At 58.1% G+C, this 19976-nt stretch carries 18 protein-coding genes; 4 read left to right on the top strand and 14 right to left on the bottom strand.

The genetic code is table 11. The features are described from left to right. Positions 1-3 precede the first annotated feature (3 nt). The 4 genes from urtB to istA form a co-directional block, all read right to left on the bottom strand. A complete protein-coding gene (gene urtB / locus ACK3EW_RS18400; RefSeq protein WP_493807319.1) occupies positions 4-1962 on the bottom strand; it encodes an urea ABC transporter permease subunit UrtB in 1959 nt (652 codons plus the stop codon). An 86-nt stretch (positions 1963-2048) separates the two neighbouring features. Further along, positions 2049-3335, bottom strand: coding sequence for an urea ABC transporter substrate-binding protein (urtA, locus tag ACK3EW_RS18395; RefSeq protein ID WP_439120730.1), 1287 nt, complete (start codon positions 3333-3335; stop codon positions 2049-2051). A 564-nt stretch (positions 3336-3899) separates the two neighbouring features. After that, positions 3900-4667, bottom strand: a complete 768-nt coding sequence (gene istB / locus ACK3EW_RS18390; protein ID WP_493806540.1) for an IS21-like element helper ATPase IstB — start codon at positions 4665-4667, stop codon at positions 3900-3902. After that, positions 4664-6160: an IS21 family transposase gene (istA, locus tag ACK3EW_RS18385; RefSeq protein WP_493809682.1), complete on the bottom strand. Its 1497-nt coding sequence runs from the start codon at positions 6158-6160 to the stop codon at positions 4664-4666. The genes istB and istA overlap by 4 nt, the downstream gene beginning before the upstream one ends. A 127-nt stretch (positions 6161-6287) precedes the next feature. On the opposite strand from istA, the gene ACK3EW_RS18380 reads away from it, so the two are divergent. Next, the gene (locus ACK3EW_RS18380; protein WP_493807318.1) at positions 6288-7247 is read left to right on the top strand and encodes an ABC transporter ATP-binding protein; all 960 of its coding nucleotides are present in this window, start codon (positions 6288-6290) and stop codon (positions 7245-7247) included. A gap of 24 nt (positions 7248-7271) precedes the next feature. Beyond that, a complete protein-coding gene (locus tag ACK3EW_RS18375; protein ID WP_493807317.1) occupies positions 7272-7898 on the top strand; it encodes a glutathione S-transferase family protein in 627 nt (208 codons plus the stop codon). Positions 7899-7922: 24 nt separating this feature from the next. Here ACK3EW_RS18375 and ACK3EW_RS18370 read toward each other — a convergent pair whose 3' ends face one another. The 4 genes from ACK3EW_RS18370 to ectA are packed head-to-tail and all read right to left on the bottom strand — an operon-like array spanning position 7923 to position 11628. Continuing rightward, a complete protein-coding gene (locus ACK3EW_RS18370; protein ID WP_493807316.1) occupies positions 7923-9347 on the bottom strand; it encodes an aspartate kinase in 1425 nt (474 codons plus the stop codon). 1 nt (position 9348) lies between these two features. Then, complete coding sequence (locus ACK3EW_RS18365; RefSeq protein WP_493807315.1) at positions 9349-9750, bottom strand: ectoine synthase; 402 nt, start codon at positions 9748-9750, stop codon at positions 9349-9351. Positions 9751-9755: 5 nt separating this feature from the next. Continuing rightward, complete coding sequence (ectB, locus tag ACK3EW_RS18360; RefSeq protein WP_493807314.1) at positions 9756-11045, bottom strand: diaminobutyrate--2-oxoglutarate transaminase; 1290 nt, start codon at positions 11043-11045, stop codon at positions 9756-9758. A gap of 49 nt (positions 11046-11094) precedes the next feature. Beyond that, entirely contained in the window at positions 11095-11628 is a 534-nt protein-coding gene (gene ectA / locus ACK3EW_RS18355) for a diaminobutyrate acetyltransferase (protein WP_439121178.1), read from the bottom strand. Positions 11629-11858: 230 nt separating this feature from the next. On the opposite strand from ectA, the gene ACK3EW_RS18350 reads away from it, so the two are divergent. Beyond that, entirely contained in the window at positions 11859-12356 is a 498-nt protein-coding gene (locus tag ACK3EW_RS18350; protein WP_085627762.1) for a MarR family winged helix-turn-helix transcriptional regulator, read from the top strand. Here the strand turns inward: ACK3EW_RS18350 and ACK3EW_RS18345 are convergent. From ACK3EW_RS18345 to ACK3EW_RS18320, 6 genes are read right to left on the bottom strand one after another with little or no spacing between them, the layout of a single operon-like run. Continuing rightward, positions 12353-12727 (bottom strand): Na+/H+ antiporter subunit G, encoded by a 375-nt coding sequence (locus ACK3EW_RS18345; protein WP_493807313.1) that lies wholly within the window; start codon positions 12725-12727, stop codon positions 12353-12355. The two genes, ACK3EW_RS18350 and ACK3EW_RS18345, sit on opposite strands and share 4 nt — an antisense overlap. 11 nt (positions 12728-12738) lie before the next feature. Then, positions 12739-13008 carry a K+/H+ antiporter subunit F gene (locus ACK3EW_RS18340; protein WP_085627603.1) on the bottom strand — a complete coding sequence of 90 codons (270 nt, stop codon included), beginning with the start codon at positions 13006-13008 and terminating at the stop codon, positions 12739-12741. Then, entirely contained in the window at positions 13005-13496 is a 492-nt protein-coding gene (locus tag ACK3EW_RS18335) for a Na+/H+ antiporter subunit E (RefSeq protein ID WP_493807312.1), read from the bottom strand. Before ACK3EW_RS18335 ends, ACK3EW_RS18340 begins: the two co-directional genes overlap by 4 nt. A 3-nt stretch (positions 13497-13499) precedes the next feature. Further along, positions 13500-15032 carry a monovalent cation/H+ antiporter subunit D gene (locus ACK3EW_RS18330; RefSeq protein ID WP_493807311.1) on the bottom strand — a complete coding sequence of 511 codons (1533 nt, stop codon included), beginning with the start codon at positions 15030-15032 and terminating at the stop codon, positions 13500-13502. After that, entirely contained in the window at positions 15029-15382 is a 354-nt protein-coding gene (locus ACK3EW_RS18325; protein WP_085627600.1) for a Na+/H+ antiporter subunit C, read from the bottom strand. The genes ACK3EW_RS18330 and ACK3EW_RS18325 overlap by 4 nt, the downstream gene beginning before the upstream one ends. Position 15383: 1 nt before the next feature. Beyond that, positions 15384-18245, bottom strand: coding sequence for a monovalent cation/H+ antiporter subunit A (locus ACK3EW_RS18320; RefSeq protein ID WP_493807310.1), 2862 nt, complete (start codon positions 18243-18245; stop codon positions 15384-15386). 401 nt (positions 18246-18646) lie between these two features. On the opposite strand from ACK3EW_RS18320, the gene ACK3EW_RS18315 reads away from it, so the two are divergent. Then, positions 18647-19942, top strand: coding sequence for a sensor histidine kinase (locus ACK3EW_RS18315; RefSeq protein ID WP_493807309.1), 1296 nt, complete (start codon positions 18647-18649; stop codon positions 19940-19942). The last annotated feature ends 34 nt before the right edge of the window (positions 19943-19976 follow it).

Here is a 19976-nt window from a genome sequence, read left to right as displayed (position 1 = left end):
GTTTCAAGCCTCCGCCGCACGGCCCTTGAGGGCGATGATACCCTTTGGCCGGAACTGGATGAACAGGATGATAAACAGGATCATGTAGGTCTGCGCCGCCAGCGTGTTGGACGGGTTGAACCACTCAATCCCTTTCTGCAGGAAGCCAACCATCGTGGCCCCCAAAAGTGTGCCCCAGATGTTGCCCACACCGCCAACAACAACGGTCATAAAGGACTGCACGATGTAGTCGCTGCCCATCTCGGACGTGACTTTGGCATACAGTCCGATGGCCACCCCAGCGATGCCCGCGATGCCGGATCCAAACCCAAAGGTCAGCATGTTGATCTTGTCTGGGTTGATGCCCATCGAAGCTGCCATGCGCGGGTTCTGCGTCACCGCGCGTACCTCCAGTCCAAGTCGCGTGCGGTTCATCACGAACAGGAACAGCGCCAGGAACAGCAAAGCGAGCACGAAGATCGCAATCCGGATATAACTGATCGAAACGATGTCATTGATCACCAGCGACCCATCCAGCCAACCCGGCGCGGTGAGGGGGCGTGCCTGTGTGCCAAAGATGTTCTTGGCAATCTGTTGCAAAGCGATCGAAATGCCGAACGTCGCCAGCAACGTTTCCAACGGGCGATGATAGAGCCAGCGGATCACCAAACGCTCCATCGCGACTCCTGCGCCGAAGGTCACCGCAAAAGCTAGCGGGATCGCCACAATGATCGACAGTGTGTAGTCGGGGATGAACAACTGCACGACATAGCCGGTATAGGCGCCCATCATGATGAATTCGCCGTGGGCCATGTTGATGACGCCCATCACACCAAAGGTGATGGCAAGTCCGATTGCGGCCAAGAAATAGATTGACGCCAAGGACAGCGCGTCCAGCGACAGGTCGAACATCTGGTTGATTGCCACCTTATTTTCGATGGCGTTCAGCGCGGCCTGTGCGGCAAAAACCACTTCGGGCGGCGCACCCACATAGCGTTCGTAAAAGACGTGATTGGCAAGACGCTGGTCGACCTCGGCTTCGGTTGCAACAGCGGTCACCGTGCCCTGTTCTGCCAAGGCCGCATAAGCCATATCGCGCGCATCTTGACTGTTCAGCGTGGCGACCTGAATGCCCGCCACCTGCCCATCGGCAATGTTCTCAATCAATGCATTGCGTTGGTCTTCAACACTGATCCGGGGTTTGGCAAGATCAGCGGACACAAGCAGCGCATAAGCGTCATCGCGCGACAATTGCTCTGATCCGGGGGCAAGCATCTGGCCGATATCCGGGTTTGTCGGCAACACATCCGCCGCTTCAACCCGCACCGACAAAAGGGGGTTCAACGCGGCGCGTACGTCGACGCCCAAATCCCCGTCAAAACTCTGGATCGCCTCGATCCGTTCGGCATCCGTTTCGCCATAGGCGATGGTGAGCAAGCGTTCCAAACGCTGCTTGCGAGCGAGGATCTGCGTGTCTGTTTCATTTTCAAGGCTGGCACGCAGCGCGGCCAAATGGCTTTCCTCAGCCCCACGTTCAATCGCATCCAGCGCGCGGCGGCGCGTGTCGGGGTCGGGATCGCTGAGTTGGAACTGGACAAGTGCTGTACCGATCAATCCCCGAATGCCAGAATTCGGCTTGAGCTGATCGAACCCGTCATCGGGAACCTCTCCGATTTCTGTGCCATCCGCAAAATCGAAAATGCGCAGCGTGTCGCGGTCCACTTCTTCGGCATAGACGAATAGGCCGGTTTCCGTGTTCACCCACATCTGGCGTGTTTGCCATTTGTCCATGACCATCTGCGCTTCGGGCAGCCCGCTATTGGCAAGCGCGTCAATCGCGGGTCCGATGGTCCGGCGCGAACTTTCAACGATAATGTCGCGTTGCGACTGAAGCAGTTGTTGGATGGGTGCGTCTTCTTGCTGTGCTGTGGCGGGAAACGCCAGTGTCAGGCAAGCAAGGAAAGTGGCGACAAAGCGCAGCATTTGGATATCCGTCGTCATTGGAACGCGCGAACGCGTACCTTACGGGAAGGGTGGGGTGCGTGGTTTCCCACGCACCGCTCATTGGCTTAGTAGTTCGACTTGATCTGCACGCAGGTCGATGTCTCGGTGTTGTACATACCGCAGCCGAGGTCTTTCCAATCCGATGTCAGAACCGCCGATTCCGGCAGGAAGTCGGTCCATGCATCACCCGGAACCGGATCGGTTGCACTGATGATGTCAAACTGACCATCAGCCTGGATTTCACCGATCAGAACCGGCTTCGACAGGTGGTGGTTCGGCAGCATCACGGCGGTGCCGCCGGTCAGGTTCGGGAATTCCTGCCCGTACATTGCCGTACGAACCGCATCAACATCTGTAGTGCCAGCAGCGGTGGCCGCGTTCACCCACATGTTGAAGCCGATGTAATGTGCTTCCATCGGGTCGTTGGTCACGCGATCTTCACCCATGCGGGCTTTCCATGCGGCGACCCACTCTTCGTTGGCGGGAGTGTCTGCGGACTGGAAATAGTTCCAGGCAGCAAGGTGACCGACAAGGTTGCTTGTGTCGAGACCGGAGAGCTCTTCTTCACCGACCGAGAACGCGACGACGGGGATGTCATCGGCTGAAATGCCGGCGGCCGCGAGTTCCTTGTAGAAACCGATGTTTGCGTCACCGTTGATCGTCGAGATCACGCCGACTTTCTTGCCGTCTGCGCCAAGCGCCACAACGTCAGCGACGATCTTGGACCAGTCAGAGTGACCGAAGGGTGTGTAGTTCACGAAGATGTCTTCTTCCGCGATGCCTTTGTCCTTCAGGTAGGCTTCGAGAATGTTGTTCGTGGTGCGCGGGTAAACGTAGTCGGTACCCAGAAGCGCGAATTTCTCGACGCCGAGTTCTTCAAGGAAGTAATCGGTGGCCGGGATCGCCTGCTGGTTCGGTGCGGCGCCAGTGTAGAATACGTTTTTGGAGCTTTCTTCGCCTTCATACTGAACCGGGTAGAACATCAGGCCGTTAAGTTCTTCCAGAACGGGCAGGGCGGATTTGCGCGATACCGAAGTCCATGACCCGAAGATCACGTCAACTTCCTGAACGGTGAGCAGTTCACGTGCCTTTTCAGCGAAAAGCGGCCAGTCGGAGGCGGGATCCACGACAACCGCTTCAAGCTCACAACCCAGCAGACCACCTTTGTCGTTCTGGATATCGACCAGCATTTCCATCGTGTCTTTCAACGTGGTCTCGGAAATCGCCATCGTGCCGGAGAGCGAATGCAGAACACCCACTTTGATTGGGCAGCTTACGTCCTGCGCTAGGGCAGGGAGTGTTGAAACCAGAAGCGCGGCAGCCGCTGTAGTGCTGAGAAATTTCATCGACATTATGCAAACGTCCTTTGTACGTTTTGCGCCGCGAAGGTTGCCAAGAGCAGAGCAAGGCCCCAGATATCGCAAACGCAAGTCTATTGCGAAGTGCGGTGGAGCCTGGAGTTGAACGGCCGGCTTCATCGCACGTGATCAACTGATGACGCGCATCAGCCGCCGGTATCTAGGCCGCAGATTCTCACTGCAGGAAATGTGTCGTTCATCGGGATAGCGATCCACGGCTTAAACGCACAAGTTTTACGCTGTATTTGCAACTTCGTCTGATTTTTGGGCAAAAAGGCGGGGTGTGAACGCGCTATTGCGACGCCTGCCACGCCCCCTGATTCAGGGATTCGATCTTGGAAACGTGGGTACTGCCCGCAATTGCAACGCTTTCGCCGCTCGGCTGCAACAGGATTGTCAACGGCGGAGTAAAATTAGGCCACGGGGCGGCGCAAAACTGGGCCACTTTGGGTTTACGCGGGACGCGGGTGATGAGCGGCGGCCAGTCAGCCGCGCTCTCCATGTAGCTGGCGGGTGACTGGCCGCCTTGGACCGTCAGGTCCAAGTCTGGGCTTTGGATCAGTTGATGTTTTCGCCGGGCTTGCGTGCGCGGCTTTGCGCGAGGCGATAGCTTTCGCCGTTCATCTCGAGGATGTTGACGTGGTGGGTCAACCGGTCGAGGAGCGCGCCGGTCAGCCGCTCGGTGCCGAAGGTCTCGGTCCATTCATCGAAGGGCAGATTGCTGGTGATCAGCGTGGCGCCGCGCTCGTAGCGCTGGGAGATCATCTCAAAAAGCAGCTCGGCGCCGGTCTTGGACAGGGGCACGAATCCGAGCTCGTCGATGATCAGCAGCTTCACGGCAGCCATCTGCTTCTGGACGCGCAGCAGCCGACGTTCGTCTCGCGCCTCCATCAGCTCGTTGACCAGCGCGGCGGCGGTGGTGAAGCTGACAGACATGCCCTTCTGGCAGGCTGCCAGTCCCAAGCCCAGTGCAATGTGGGTTTTGCCGGTTCCGCTGGGCCCGAGGGCGATCACGTTCTCACGCCGGTCGATCCATTCGCAACGCCCCAGTTCCAGCACCTGCATCTTGTTCAGCTTCGGGATCGCCTTGAAGTCGAAGCTGTCGAGGCTTTTGGTGGCCGGGAACTTCGCGGCCTTGATGCGGCGCTCGACCATCCGCCGCTCGCGGTCAATGAGTTCCAGTTCCACGAGGCGCGACAGGAACTGGACATGGTCCAGTCCTTCGGCGGCGCATTGACGCGCAACCTTCTCGTGCTCCCGCAAGAATGTGGGCAGCTTCAGCGTCTTCAGATGGTGGGCAAGCAGGATCTTCGGGGCCTCGGTCATTCCGCCGCCTCCGACATCAAGGCCATGTAGCTGGCCGCCCGCGTCGTCTCGACATTCGCCCGCGGCAAGTAGGGGTAGACATCGAGATCAAGCCTCGGGGGGCGCTTCTCCACCTGACAAAGCACGAGGTGCTTCACGGCGTCGAAGCCGACCGCGCCCAGCTTCAGGGCCTTCTTCACGGCGGCATGCAGGTCATCCATCTCGAAGGTCTCGAGCAGACGCAGCACCTGCACATACTCGCGGCGCCCCATCTTGAGCATGCGCGCCTCCATCAGGCGGCGCAAAGTCTGGAACTCTTCGGGCAGGTCCCATTCCGCCAAGGGTGCGGCCTGGTCCAAGGCATTGATCTTGCGCTCGATCAGCGGGAGGTAGTGAACCGGATCAAAGATCATGTCCTCGCGATCGTAACAGCGCGGGTGTCGGGCGATCACCTCCCCGCGACAGCCGATCACGACCTCATCGACATAGCCGCGGATCCAGACATCCTGGTGGCCATAGGCGACCGGGACCGAGTAATCGTTGGTGTCATAGCGCACGAGAGACTGCGAGCTGACCCTGCCGCCCGCTTGGTCGCAGGCGTCGAACGGGGCGGCAGGCAGGGGGCGCATCGCGACCAGATCGCGCTGCAACCTCTCACCGATCGTCTCCTTGTGACCCCGAAGAATGCGCGTCAGGCGTGCGCGGCACTGCCCTTCAAGGTCTGCGTTGAAATCGTCCCAACTGGCAAAGTGGGGGATCGGCACCATGTGGTTGCGGCGGGCGTAGCCGACCATCCCCTCGACAGCGCCCTTGTCGTTCCCCTTCCCGGGCCGACCATAGCGATCCCGAAACAGGTAATGCGACTGCAAGCCGCTGAACAGCGCGGCGCGGATGCGCGTGCCGTCCGGTTGGATCTTCGACACCAGGCAGCGGTCGTTGTCGTAGAGCACCGACTGCGGCACCCCGCCGAAGAAGTCAAACGCGCGGACATGGCCGTCTATCCAGGCCTCCGCCGTCGCCGCTGGATAGGCCCGGACGAAATAGGCATCGCTGTGCGGCAGGTCCATGACGAAGAAGTGCGCCTTCTGCTCGACACCGCCGATGACGACAACCGCTTCGCCAAAATCGGCCTGAGCATGGCCCGGCGGATGAGCCAGCGGCACAAACATCTCCCGGGTCCGCCGCTCGCGATCACGCACGTAATCCTTGACGATCGTATAGCCTCCGGTGAAGCCGTGCTCGGCCTGAAGCCGTTCCCATATCCGCTTGGCCGTATGACGCTGCTTGCGATGCACGACCTTGTCGGCTTCAAGCCAGGCGTCAATGAACTCGGTGAACCCGTCCAGCTTCGGCCGCCTGATCGGCTTGTCCCGCCGGTAGCCAGGCGGCACCGAAAAGGCCAACATCTTATCAACCGTCCCACGCGAAATGTTGAAATGCTTCGCCGCCGCCCGCGCGCTCATGCCCTCGGAACACGCCAAGCGAACCTTCTTGTAAAGTTCCACGGTATAGATCTCCCCGCCCTCCCTGCCGATGCAAGAAGGGAAAAGTGGCAGGATTTTACTCCGCCCGCAGCGAGACTATCCCGCCGCTACCATGGCCTAATTTTGCACCGCCGTTTCCAAAGACGGGGAGTTCGTGGTGTTTGTCGGACCGTCTGGCTGCGGTAAATCGACGACGCTGCGGCTTATCGCGGGGCTGGAGGATGCAACCAGCGGCGAGATTGTGATCGGTGAGCGGGTGGTGAACAACCTCGAGCCAAAGGACCGCGATATCGCGATGGTGTTTCAGAACTACGCGATCTATCCGCACATGACCGTGCGCAAGAATATCGGCTTTGGCCTGCGGACCGCGAAGATGTCGAAGGCGGACAAGGAAGCGCGGATTGACGAGGTGGCGGGCATTCTGGGGATGACTGACCTTTTGGCGCGCAAGCCGAGCCAGTTGTCCGGTGGTCAGCGGCAGCGCGTTGCGATTGGCCGGGCGATGGTGCGGGACCCTGCGGTGTTTCTGTTTGACGAGCCGCTGTCGAACCTTGATGCGCAACTGCGGACGCAGATGCGGCTGGAGATCAAGAAGCTGCACCAGCGGGTCGGAAATACGATCATCTTTGTGACCCATGATCAGGTCGAGGCGATGACGATGGCGGATCGGATCGTGATCATGAAGGACGGACATATCCAGCAGGTCGGCACGCCAGCCGAGGTTTATCACAAGCCTGCGAATACCTTTGTAGCGCGGTTTATCGGGGCTCCTTCGATGAACATGCTGTCGGGGACGGTGGCGAATGGCGCGCTGCGGCTTGGTTCGGGGGAGGTTCTGGATCTGGGGCTGGAAGCGGATGACGGGCACCCGTTGACAGTTGGCGTCCGGCCCGAAGACCTGCATCCCGGCGCGGGGCCTGCGTTGGTGCGGGGGCCGGTGACGGTGCGAGAGCCGCTAGGGCATGAAACGCTAATCTATGTCGGGGCCGAGGGGCAAGAGGTCATCGCCAAGGCGGATGGGCGCACGCCGCCGGAGGTTGGGGAAGAGGTGACCTTGACGGCGGCGCTGGACACGCTTCACATCTTCGATGCAGCGACGGGTGAGGCGCTGCGCTGAATTCAGTACAAGAGGCAGGACAGAATGATCGATCTTTACACATGGACCACGCCGAACGGGCGTAAGGTGTCTATCCTGCTGGAAGAGCTGGGTGTGCCTTATAACGTGCATGCCATCGACATTGGCAAAGATGACCAGTTCGCGCCGGATTTCCTCAAGATTTCGCCGAACAACAAGATCCCTGCGATTGTCGATCAGGACAACGGTCTGTCGTTGATGGAGAGCGGGGCGATCATGCTTTACCTTGCGCAGAAGCACGAGCGCTTTCTGGCGGAAGGCGATGCCTATTGGCAGATGATGGAATGGCTGATGTGGCAGATGGGCGGTTTTGGGCCGATGCTGGGTCAGGCCCATCACTTTCTCAAGTTCAACAAGGGCACGTCGGACTATGCCGAGGCACGCTATGGGAAAGAGGCGCAGCGACTGTATTCGGTGCTGAACACGCAGCTCGAAGAACGCGATTTCATCACAGGGGACTACACGATTGCCGATATGGCGATCTTCCCATGGGCCGCGCGGTTCGAATGGCAGGAGATCGACTTGAACGATTTTCCCAATGTCAGAGACTGGTATCTGCGGATTGCAGAGCGCCCTGCGGTGCAAAAGGGCTATCAGATTCCAAAATTCGTGACGGATATTCCGATGCCCTGAACCGGGCATCGGAATATGTAACGTCTACGCCGCGCGGGACAGCCGTGTCGGCGCGTTTTCGATCAGTTCTGCATGCAGCGCTTTGATCACGGTGTCCGTGGACGCGCGGTCCATCACGAATTGCACATCGACGTTTCGCGGACCTTGGCTGGCGCCAATCGCTTCGCAGCCTGCTTTGGCGATGGCTTGCAGGCCGCGTGTGAGAACCGACAAACCGTTCAGGTCGCGACCGATCACAGACACCATCGCGAGGCGACGGCTGGTGATTTCGGCGGCCGGAAACAGCTTGGCGATGTCACGCTCTACCCGGCGCATAGTCTTGAGCGAGGCGTCAAGGTAGTGGGTTATCGTGTTGGCGTTCGACGTCTTGGACACGATGCGGACATTGTGACGCTTGAGAATTTCGAGAATGCCTGCGTCATAGCCTTTGACACCCACCATGTCCTGTTCAAAGAACTCTAGCGTCACAATATCGAGGCCCGTGACGATTTCAGCTGCCGCGGTGTCAGCGGGCTGATCGTCGATCAGTGTGCCAGGGTCGCCGGGGTCGAACGCGTTGGTCACACGGAGCGGCACGCCTGCCTGACGGAGAGTCTTGGCCGCTTTGGGGTGGATCGCCTCCATCCCCATGTTCGATAGCTGATCGGCCACATCGTAGTTCGTGCGGCCCAGCTTGCGCACAGCGCCTTCGCCCACCAGTTTCGGATCCGCGGAGGAGAGGTGAAATTCCTTGTGGATGATCGCCTCGCGCGCGCCGGTTAGGGCAGCAAGATGCGAGAACGTGACTTCGGAATAGCCACGGTCAAATTCGTTCATTAGGCCTTCGACACATTGCGCATAGCCGGTGACGATCGGCATCTCGGTTGTGGGGTCGATACCGTCAAACGCACTGGTGATGCGCTTTTCGAGGCAGACATCGCCCTCGTCGCGCCATCCGGACAGATCGACAAAACGGGCTTCGACATCAGCCCGTTGGAGCATCAGGGTCGTGACGAAGGCGGAGTGCGCCTCGCCCAGTCCAGACAACAGTTCACGGATATGGCCCATATGCTCCGGCAAGCGGAAATGACCGTAGGAACACAGGCGTTGCAGGTCGATCAGGCAGTTGCGCGCGCCGAGGATGCGCTCATCGACGAAAAGATCTGCCTGCTGGATATCGCCATTGTGGGTCAGGATCTCTGAGTGTGCAGCTTTCATAGCTTCTGCTACTCGGTCGAGCGCATCCTGCCATTTATGGTTACTGTCATCGTTGGCGAAGAGCGCGTAGACGCCCGGCTCTCCCGACTTTTTGTGTTCCAACAGAAGGTTGGTGACCCCAGCAAAGGCAGAGACCACCAAAACACGGTTGTAGACCTCTGACGTTGCGCGGTTTCCTATGAAGAGCGTGTCGCGCAATTCCGCGAGGCGGGACATGGATGTCCCTCCGATTTTTTCGACAGTGTGTGTCATATCAGGCGTCCTCAGTCTCCGGCGCAGCGTACGACCCGTCTTCGCGGTGCACTTCGGTGCCGGTCACGGGCGGGTTGAAGCAGCAGGCCATGACCAACTCTTCCTCGGCCCGAAGAACGTGGCGGTCGTGCTTGTCGAGCGCATACATCACCCCCGGTACGATCTCGTGGGTTTCGCCGGTGGCCAGATCGGTGATCGCACCTTTGCCCTTCATGCAATACACACTTTCAAAGTGGTTCTTGTATTCGAACGTGTGTTCTGACCCTTCTTCGAGGAAGGTGATGTGGAACGAAAAGCCCATATTGTCGTCGGCCAGAAGCATTCGGACGCTTGTCCAGTTGGCATCCGACACGACGCGGTTTTTTTCGTTCTCGACAATCTTGTTGAAGTCTCTGACGATCATGCCTGTTACTCCGCAGCGATTTTGTTGGGGGCGGACAGGACGTCGTTTGCGGCGTCGAGGAGGATGTTGAACCCTTTGCGCAGGGTATCCTTCGATGTGGTCAGCGGTGCGAGAACCTTGATCACCTGATCTTCGCTGCCCGAAGTTTCGATGATGAGACCCTTGTCATAGGCGCGCGCGCAGATCTCGCCTGCCAGATCACCAGAGCCGACATCGACGCCTTGCATCAGGCCGCGGCCTTTGAGGTAAGCGTCCGGCACCATCGCGGCCAGATCAGCCAACGCATCGTGGATCAGTTGCGATTTCTCGGTCAGTTCTTGTTGGAAACTGTCGTCAGACCAGAATTTTTCGACCGCGACTTTGGCCGTGATAAAGGCGTGCGTGTTGCCGCGGAACGTGCCGTTGTGTTCGGCCGGGCCGAAGATGTCGTATTCCGGGCGAACAAGCAGCAACGCCATCGGCAAGCCAAAACCTGACACGGATTTCGCCATCGTCACGATGTCAGGCATAACGCCCATTTTTTCGAACGAGAAGAATGTACCGCAGCGGCCGCAGCCGGCCTGAATGTCGTCAATGATCAGCAGCGCGCCGTGGTCTTTGGCCAGCTTTGCGATTTTCTTGACCCATTCCGGGCTTGCGGCGTTCAGACCGCCTTCGCCCTGCACGGTTTCCAGCAGAATCGCAGCGGGTGCATCCACACCGCCGGATTTGTCCTTGAGCATGGCGTCAAGGAATTCTGCCGTGTCGGTTTCGCCGGGGAAGAAGCCGTCGAAGGGCATGCGTGTCACGCCGTTCAAGGATGTTCCCGCGCCGCCACGGTGATAGCCGTTGCCGGTGGCCGACAGCGCGCCAGTGGTCACACCGTGAAACCCGTTGGTAAAGGCGATGATGTTGGTGCGGCCTGTCACTTTGCGTGCGATCTTCATCGCGGCCTCAACCGCGTTGGCACCGGTCGGGCCAGTGAACATCACGCGGTGGTCCATTTCCCGCGGTTCGAGGATGTGTTCTTCGAACGCTTCGAGAAATGCGGCCTTGGTGTTTGTGTGCAGGTCCAGGCCATGCGCAATCCCGTCATTCGAGATATGCTCGATCAAGGCCGCCTTCATGTCGGGATCGTTGTGGCCATAATTGAGCGACGAACAGCCAGCGAGAAAGTCGATGTAGCTTTTGCCGGTGTCGTCGGTGATTTTCGACCCGCTCGCGGTCGTAAAGGTGGCAGGCATGCCACGGCAATATGAGCGGGCTTCGCTTTCGCGACGTTCGAAAATGGAAATAGTATTCATGTCCTTGGGCATCATGTGTCCTTTCAAGGCAGTGAAATTTGAATTGTGAGGAGAGCGCAGCTTAGGCAGCGCGCTTGAGGTCGCTTGCAGTTGGAAGCGTGATCGACACCATGTGTTCGGTGTCGTGACGACCTTCGAAGTGATCGTCGCGTGTGAAGTGCGGCGCATCTGTCAGGTCACCGCCGATGCGGCGGGCAAACCCCCGGAAAAGCGCCCATGAGGCGGCATTGTCGCGGGTGATCGTCGTTTTTAGGTGCTTGGCGTCGTCGCAGGCATCGCGCTCGATCAGGTCGAGCAGCATCTTCTTGCCCAGACCCATGCCGCGGGCTTTCTCGCTGACCGCGACCTGCCAGACAAACAGCGCATCTTGGTCGGGAATCATGTGGCCAGAAACCCAGCCGACAATGTCGCCATCAAGTTCAGCCACGATACAGGTGTCGCGGAAATGGTCAGCCTGAACCAAGTTACAGTACATCGAATTCTCGTCGAGAGGCTTGCACTCCTTCACAAGCTCCCAAATGGCAGCCCCGTCCGTCGCTTCTGGTTTGCGCAGACGGGGCGTTCGCGTTCGAGGAATGTCACTGTGTTTTGGCATCTTTTCTGACCCTTTGTTAGTTCGTCTAACTAAGTAGTATATCATGGCTTGCTTTTCAACGCTTATCTTACGGCACGCTCATAGCGTATTTTCGGCCGTGAAGTGCTGACAGTGGCGTGTTGGTTAAGCGCACAAGCCATGGATTGGTTCCCATTTTAATTAGCTAAGCTAAATTATTAGATTTCCAAGCAGATTGCAGCTGATCTGGCTTTCGTGCGATGTTTTCCGCCATGACGACGGACGCCAATGCCCGCATGGATGACAGCCTGATCGCGTTGCGCCGCATTCTGCGCGCGACCGAGCTCTATGCGCGTGATCTTGCCGGTTCAGTGGGGCTGACACCGGCACAGTTGCGCGTGCTCCAGATCGTGGATGAACGCGACAGCGTCACGCCCAAGGCGTTGGCGACACAGATGGGTGTAAGCCAAGCTACAGTGTCTGCCCTTGTCGACAAGCTGGTCGCACAGGGGTTGGTCGAGCGTGTTCCGTCACAACAAGATCGGCGACAGACCAACGTGACCGTCACCAAGGACGGACATGCCAGATTGGAGCGCGCACCGGACGCCTTGCAGCAACGCTATGTGCGGGCTTTTCTCGAGATGGCGGATTGGGAACAGGCACAGCTTGTCGCGACACTGGAGCGTGTGGCCGACATGTTGGACGCCCGCAGTCTGGATGCCTCTCCCGTTTTGACCACGGGCGAGATTCAGGGCAGCAAAAAGGTCTAAGAGCCCGGACGCGACTCGGGTGGTTCGTCGTAGATCGACCAACCGCAGGTACTTTGGCTGTCCGGCAGATCAGGACGCTTGAGGTTGCGCGCCATGTAGGTCTTGGCGATGAAGTTCGCCGTGATCGGAGCGGTCAGCAACAGGAACACCGAAATCAACAGCTCGTGGATAGAGAGATATCCGGTCTTGGCGTAGAAATAGATCATCGATGCCACAAGCACCCCACCGACACCAAGAGTTGTCGCCTTGGTGGGCGCGTGCAGCCGCTGAAGGCTGTCTTTTAATTTGACCAGACCATACGAGCCGACCAATCCGAAGACGCCACTGATGACGAGCGAGATAGCGATCAGAAGTTCAACGACAAAGTTCATAGTGCCCGCCCTTACTCGATGATGTCGCCGCGCAGAAGAAAGCGGCAATAGGCGACGGTGGACACAAAGCCGACCATAGCGACCAGCATCGCAGCTTCGAAGTAAATCGCTGTACCGCGCCAGACGCCGTATAGCACAAGAAGAGCGATCACATTGATGACCATCGTGTCGAGCGCGAGAATGCGGTCCGCTGCGTCCGGACCTTGCGCGATACGCCAAAGGTCGAGCAGTAAGGCAATGCCATAGCATGCGGCTGCAAACAAAATTGCTGCTTCGATCATTGGAAAATCTCCTTAAGCCGCCGTTCATACCTGTTCTTGATCTCGTCACGTACTGCATCCGGATCGTCGGTGTGAAGGCAATGGACAAGGATGCTCCCGCCATCTGCGGATAGCATAGTCGAGACAGTTCCGGGTGTCATGGTGATCGTCCCCGCAAGAACCGTGATCGCCTCGGCGGATGTCACATCAAGCGGGACGACCATCCATTGCGATCTGATGTCCTTCTCGGACTTGAACAGGATGATGGCGGCGACTTGAACGTTGGCAACGACAATGTCCCAGAGGACGATGAGGATGTATTGCAGCCCCTTCAGAGGACGGCTGATTTTCGGGCGATCCGGCCAATACGGCGCTGTGAGCATCGGGATGACGATGCCGAACAGGATACCCAACAGCAGGTTGCCCAATGTGAATTTGTTGACCAGTGCCAACCAGACAAACACCAGCGTCAGGCTCAGGAACGGGTGGGGGATCAGGCGTTTCAGCATCACTCAGCCCTCCGCAACCGGCGCGAGCACGGCCGAGATATATCCCGACCGATCGAACAATTGGTTCGACGTCTGTTCCAGATAGGCTGCCACAGGGCCAGCGAACACCGACAGCGCGACAAGGACTGCAAGGGTGAGCATGACAGGTGCAACCTGCAGCACTGTGGCGTTGTTGTTCGGAATGGCTGCTGACATGTCCGATGTGGGCGCCGGAATGGCGGTGGATTTCCAGAACAAGGCGCTGCCCGCTCGGGCAAAACCGACAATGGTCAGCAACGACCCAACAAGAATTGCCGTCCATGTCCAGACGATAACATCCGGACCACGCAGCGCATCCAGCACGAGAAGCTTGCCGAGGAACCCGCTCAGCGGCGGCATCCCAGCCATAGCGATGGCTGCGGCAAAGAAAATCGCCGCGAAGAGGCCGTTCTGTGCGGTGGCAAATGTGGGTGTCAGCGAGTCACCGCTGCGACGGCTGACCACCAAATCAGCGATCAGGAACAGGCAGGCAGCGGCAAAGGTCGAATGCACCATGTAATAGAGTGCTGCCGTGGTCGCGACCGGCGAGAAAACAGCGACAGCAATCAAAAGCGTCCCCATTGAGCCGATGACCGAGAAGCTGATCAGCGGCATAAGGCGCTTTGCACCAAGCACGCCGAATGCGCCCAGCGCGATGGTGACAACGGCTGCAGGAAACAACCACGCGTCGATCATGCCTTCAGTTCCAGCAACGCCCGGACCAAAGACAACGGTATGCACCCGCAGGATGGCATAGGCGCCGACCTTGGTCATGATCGCGAATAGCGCGGCGACAGGGGCTGGCGCGTTGGCATAGGTTGCAGGCAGCCAGAATTGAACCGGGAACAAGGCCGCTTTGACCGCGAAGACGATCATCAGCAGCATTGCCGCGACCCGCACCAAACCTGCCTCATCAGCGGGAATATCGGGGATCTTTGCGGCAAGATCGGCGATGTTGAGTGTGCCGGTGCTGGCGTAGAGTGTGCCCAGCGCAAACAGGAACAGTGTTGATCCGGCAAGGTTCATCACCACGTATTGCAGCCCGGCGCGCATCCGTTCACGGCCGCCCGAATGGATCATCAGGCCGTAGGAAGCGATCAGCAGGATCTCGAAAAAGACGAACAGGTTGAAGATGTCGCCTGTGAGGAACGCGCCGCAGATGCCCATCAATTGGAACTGAAAGAGCGCGTGGAAATGTTTTCCGCGATCATCCCAGCCGGTGGCCATGGCATGCAATAGCACCATCAACGCCAGCACAGACGTCAGAAGCACCATCAGCGCCGACAAGCGGTCAAGGACCAGAACAATGCCGAAAGGCGCAGGCCAGTCTCCCAACCGGTAGATGTGGGTCGTGCCGTCCATCGCCATGCTGACCAGCACAAAAGAAATGGCCACCAAGAGAACCGAGCCCAATGTTGATGTGACGCGGGCCAGCACGATGTCGTGCCGCATCATGAAGCCGATGATCGGCGCAAGCATGGCGGGCAGGACGACAGGGAGGATGATCCAGTGGCTCATTTCGCAGCATCCTCGTCGGTGTCGGCCTGATCTATGTCGATGCTGTCAGTGTCGGATTCCAAAAACGCACCTAGAGAGATCATCACCAGAACCGCCGTCATCCCGAAGGAGATCACGATCGCGGTCAAAACCAGCGCCTGAGGCAGCGGGTCGGTATAGCTTGCCTCGCCGTATTTCGACAGGATTGGCGACATGTCGATGGCCAGACGCCCGCTGGAAAACAGGAACACGTTGACCGCGTAGGACAGGAGCGCCAAGCCCAGGATCACTGGAAAGGTGCGCAACCGAAGCAGCAGGTAGACGCCGCCTGCAGTCATTGTGCCGATGGCGCTTGCAACAAGAAGTTCCATGTCAGCGTGCCTCCGGTGTGTCTTCGACCCGACTGCTTGGGTCATAATCCATGGGGTCCACGTTGACCGTGGTCCCTGCATAGCGTGCGATGCGCGACAGGCTGTAGAGCATCAGCATCACGGCACCGAGAACCGTAAGGAACACGCCAAGGTCAAAGAGCATGGCTGTCGCCAGTTCGAACTCCTCGATCGGGGGCAGATGCACATAGGTGTACGAGCTGGTCAGGAACGGAACGCCAAAGACCCAAGACCCCGCACCAGTCACACCGGCGATGAGCACTCCGAAGCCGATGAGCGTGTGGTATTCGATGCGTTGGCGGTCTTGTGTCCAGGCAAAGCCCGACGCCATGTATTGCATCAGAAGGGCAATCGCGACGACGAGACCGGCGACAAAGCCACCACCCGGTTGGTTGTGACCACGCAGGAAAATGTAGATGCCGACCATCAGGGCGATGGGCATCAGAACCCGGGTGACGACAACCATCATCAGCGGGTGACGGTCCTTGGAGCGGTCCTGCGCATAGTCGGCATTGCGCAAACGACGCGCGGCGGGGCCGTCGAGCAGCGCTTGCATCAGTGCGTAGATCAACAAACCGGCAATCCCCAGAACAATGATCTCGCCGTAGGTATCGTATCCGCGGAAGTCCACGAGGATCACGTTGACGACATTGGTGCCGCCACCGCCTTCATAGCTGTTTTCGACATGGAAGGACGAAATCGTCGAGATGTCGCGTTGCATGAAGGCAAAGGACAGGCCACCAACACCAGCCCCCGCGGCAACAGCGATGATCCCGTCACGGACCTTGAGCCCGAACGGGCTTTCCTTTGGGGTTTCCTTGGGCAGGAAGTGCAGTGCCAGCAGGAGCAACATGATCGTCACGGTTTCGACAGAGATCTGTGTCAACGCAAGGTCGGGGGCTGACATGTAGACAAAGCCCGCCGAGATCGTGAGGCCAATGATCCCGATCAGCACCAACGCCCGGAACCGGCGATGGTGCATTGTTACAACCGAAATCGTGGCAACGACCAACATCACCCAACCGACTGCGATTACCGCTGGGACGGGCAACATTTCGCGGGTCGGTGCGGACAGACCACCGCCCATGAAGGCGATAGCCCCCAGAACAACCGAGCTTACTGTGAATATTGCGAGATAGCGGCTGATCGAGCCGTTGTGGGTGGTTGCGGTAATACGCTGTGTCAGGGCAACGATCGCGGCGATAAGCCGGTCGAAAATGGCTTTCGCCTCGGGACGGGGGACTTTGATCCACGCACGATCCAAAGGCGTGTGCATGGCAAGCAAAACCGCACCGCCGACAACAGCGATGATTGACATGAACAGCGCGGGTGTGACGCCGTGCCAGATCTTGAGATGTGGATCGAGTTCGGCTCCTGTGACAGCACTGGCCGCTGCTGCGACAATGCCGTCGGCAAGGAAAGGCATAACACCGATCAGGACGACCAGAACGACCAGCAAAGCCGGAGCGGCCCACAGGCCAAAGGGTGGATCATGCGGCTTGGCCGGGTAATCGTCGCGCACCGGACCAAAGAACACATGGCTGATGAACCGGAAAGAGTAGGCAACGGACAAGAGCGCGCCAATAGTGGCCAGCACCGGCACGGCATAGGCGCTTCCGGCCCAATAAGTATGCGATGCCTCTTCCAGCATCATTTCCTTGGAGAGGAACCCGTTGAAAAGCGGAATCCCCGCCATCGACAGCGCCGCGACCGTGCCGATAAAGAAAGTGATCGGCATCAGGTGCCTTAGTCCGCCCAAGCGTTTGATGTCGCGGGTGTGGGTTTCGTGGTCGATGATCCCGGCGGTCATAAAGAGTGCCGCTTTGAACGTCAGGTGGTTGATGATGTGGAACACCGCCGCCACTGCCGCAGCCTCGGTGCCGAAGCCAAGAAGCATGGTCAGCAGGCCAAGATGGCTGACCGTCGAAAACGCCAGAAGCGCCTTGAGATCGTCTTTGAACAGCGCGATCAGCGCGCCGAGCACCATCGTGACCAACCCGGTTGTCGCGACAATATAGAACCACGCATCGGTCCCCGAAAGCACCGGCCACATGCGGGCCATCAGGAAGACACCGGCTTTCACCATCGTCGCAGAGTGCAGATAGGCTGACACAGGCGTCGGAGCAGCCATCGCGTGCGGCAGCCAGAAGTGGAACGGGAATTGGGCAGACTTGGTGAATGCGCCCAGCAAGATCAGGATTAGCGCAGGCAGATACCATTCAGACGCGCGGATCGCGTCGCCTGCTTGCAGGATGTCGGTCAGATTGTAGCTGCCTGCGATATTCCCAAGGATCAGCATACCGCCAATCATCGCCAGTCCGCCGGCACCAGTGACTGTCAACGCCATGCGCGCGCCTTGCCGACCTTCGGGCAAGTGTTTCCAGTATCCGATCAACAGGAAGGACGAGAGCGACGTCAGTTCCCAGAAGACAAGCAGCAGCAGGATGTTGTCAGACAGAACAATACCCAGCATCGCACCCTGAAACAGCAGCAGATAGGTATAGAACTGCCCAACAGGATCTTCGCCAGACAGGTAGAAACGGGCGTAGAGCGTGATAAGCAAGCCGACGCCAAGGATCATGCAGGCAAAGAGCAACCCCAGACCATCAAGGAAGAAGGACGCAGACAGCCCCAATTGCGGCAGCCACTCCACCTCGGCTTGAATAACCTCGCCGTTCAGAACAGCGGGCGCAAAAGTCAGCAGCAGGATCAGTGCAATCGCAGTTGGAACGGCAGTGAAGCTTGCACAGGCGTTGCGCCCGGCTCGAATCATCAGACCGGGAACAAGTGCTCCGATGAACGGCAGCAAAGCGATGAGAATGAGAACGTTGCCCGTGGTGTTCATATCAGCTGTTAGTCCAACCCGATTTGCCTCGATGCGCAATATCGTTAAACGCAGGCGATGTAAAAGCCTCGGTGCTGAAGTCAGGCGCTTTGCGGATCAGGGTCGTGACCGGGTAATCTGTTGATGGTTAGAATTTAGAGTGTATCTGTTGGCTTTTGCGGGTCAAATGCTGCCGCGAGCACCCTTTACCAGAGAGAGCGTTACAAGAAACCTGTCTTTGGATAAGGCGCGCTGTCAATCCGGGCGACAGCTGATCCAAAGATAGGGTAAGACACGCTGCCACAGGCTCGATCTGCGGCGCGCATTTGAAAATAGAATAAGAAACGTAGGATAACTCGAAGAGATTTCATGCGCGTCGACGACGACAGAAAGATGATTGGAGGGGCGGAAATCAAATACCCATGCTGATGAAAAACGCGTCCCCTGCTGCACGAGACACCCTGGACCAGCGGGTTCAGTATTCGAAGGTCTTCGTCAAATTCGTCACACCCTTTGCGTTTGGGTGGCTGGTCGGCGCGATCTTTCTGGACGCAAAACTCTTGTCGATTGCCGCCGCCATAGCAACATTGGGATTTCTGTCGGGGATCGCGTTACACGCTTACGACAAGCACCTGGCCGCACGTGTGGTCTGGTTGGGGGCGGCAAATATCGCTGTTGGTTTGGCTGCGTTCGTAACACCGCCTGAAGGTCACATGTCGTTCATTCTTGTGGCGATCGCGATCGGTCCATTCGTGATGTTTTCGGCACGAAAAGAATTCGTCTGGCTTGTCGGGCTTGGCATTGTGCCGATCTTTCTTTGGTTCCTAAGCTGGGCAACAGGTGATGCGCTGTTTGGGACGTTCGAAGTTTCCTCGTCCATCGCCCATTCGGTTCTTGCACCAGCAACCGCGGTCACCGTTTTTGGAACAGTGTTGTTTGTCATCGCGTATTTTGTTCGCGCCACGCGTCTGCACGCAACGTGGCTGCTAGAGGCGCAGCAGCAGTCTGAACAAGCAAGCGAAGCCAAGAGCAAATTGATGCGCAGCGTCAGCCACGAAATGCTGACGCCGCTTCATGCGATATCCGGCTTTGCCGAATTTTTGCATGCCGATGCAAAAGCCGGGCGGGAGATCAGTGCCGATCAGATCGAATCCTACTCTCGGCAAATCGTCCAATCATCGACAGCGCTTCGGCGGATCGTCGAAAACATCTTTGATTTCGCAAATTGGAGTAGCGAAGACGCCTCGCCCGAAAAGATGCAGGTTTCCGTGCAATCGTGCCTGCACCCCGTGACCGGACGGTTCGCGAGCGCATTGTTGGACAAGCAATTGCACCTTGACCAAAATGTGGATGCAGAACTGTTGGTCGTGGCGTACCCCGTTTGGCTTGGCTCGATTTTCAAACAAATTCTGGACAATGCGATCAAATTCTCGGGACCAGGCGGCACGATTTCAATCGAAGCGTCTGTGATAGAGGGCAAGATGGTCGATATCTTGTTCAAGGATTCTGGTCCTGGCTTCCCCAAGGATACCGCAACAATCGCGTTTGAAGCTTTCGAGCGCTTGGGGCAGGAAACCGGCACGACATCCGGCGTCGGTATCGGTTTGCCACTGGCCCGCACCTTTGCCGAGGCGATGGGAGGAAAGATCGTGATCGACGACAACACATCGTTCGGCGCACGCGTGCATGTCATCCTGCCTTTGGCACAAGGTCAGTGATCCGGGCTTGGCACATCACAACTGACGACAGGTA

Source organism: Marivita sp. NO-S04 (assembly GCF_059070475.1).
Note: the sequence above shows the minus strand (reverse complement) of the source record. Positions and strands in the feature narration are given on the sequence as shown.

Coding starts and splice junctions, on each gene's coding strand:
- ectB (WP_493807314.1), bottom strand. CDS start 11,045: ATGCCCAAGGACATGAATACTATTTCCATTTTCGAACGTCGCGAAAGC.
- ACK3EW_RS18350 (WP_085627762.1), top strand. CDS start 11,859: ATGACGACGGACGCCAATGCCCGCATGGATGACAGCCTGATCGCGTTG.
- urtA (WP_439120730.1), bottom strand. CDS start 3,335: ATGTCGATGAAATTTCTCAGCACTACAGCGGCTGCCGCGCTTCTGGTT.
- ACK3EW_RS18325 (WP_085627600.1), bottom strand. CDS start 15,382: ATGGAACTTCTTGTTGCAAGCGCCATCGGCACAATGACTGCAGGCGGC.
- ACK3EW_RS18335 (WP_493807312.1), bottom strand. CDS start 13,496: ATGCTGAAACGCCTGATCCCCCACCCGTTCCTGAGCCTGACGCTGGTG.
- ACK3EW_RS18340 (WP_085627603.1), bottom strand. CDS start 13,008: ATGATCGAAGCAGCAATTTTGTTTGCAGCCGCATGCTATGGCATTGCC.
- ACK3EW_RS18315 (WP_493807309.1), top strand. CDS start 18,647: ATGCTGATGAAAAACGCGTCCCCTGCTGCACGAGACACCCTGGACCAG.
- ACK3EW_RS18345 (WP_493807313.1), bottom strand. CDS start 12,727: ATGAACTTTGTCGTTGAACTTCTGATCGCTATCTCGCTCGTCATCAGT.
- istB (WP_493806540.1), bottom strand. CDS start 4,667: ATGACCGAGGCCCCGAAGATCCTGCTTGCCCACCATCTGAAGACGCTG.
- ACK3EW_RS18330 (WP_493807311.1), bottom strand. CDS start 15,032: ATGAGCCACTGGATCATCCTCCCTGTCGTCCTGCCCGCCATGCTTGCG.
- ACK3EW_RS18365 (WP_493807315.1), bottom strand. CDS start 9,750: ATGATCGTCAGAGACTTCAACAAGATTGTCGAGAACGAAAAAAACCGC.
- urtB (WP_493807319.1), bottom strand. CDS start 1,962: ATGCTGCGCTTTGTCGCCACTTTCCTTGCTTGCCTGACACTGGCGTTT.
- ACK3EW_RS18375 (WP_493807317.1), top strand. CDS start 7,272: ATGATCGATCTTTACACATGGACCACGCCGAACGGGCGTAAGGTGTCT.
- ACK3EW_RS18320 (WP_493807310.1), bottom strand. CDS start 18,245: ATGAACACCACGGGCAACGTTCTCATTCTCATCGCTTTGCTGCCGTTC.
- ectA (WP_439121178.1), bottom strand. CDS start 11,628: ATGCCAAAACACAGTGACATTCCTCGAACGCGAACGCCCCGTCTGCGC.
- ACK3EW_RS18370 (WP_493807316.1), bottom strand. CDS start 9,347: ATGACACACACTGTCGAAAAAATCGGAGGGACATCCATGTCCCGCCTC.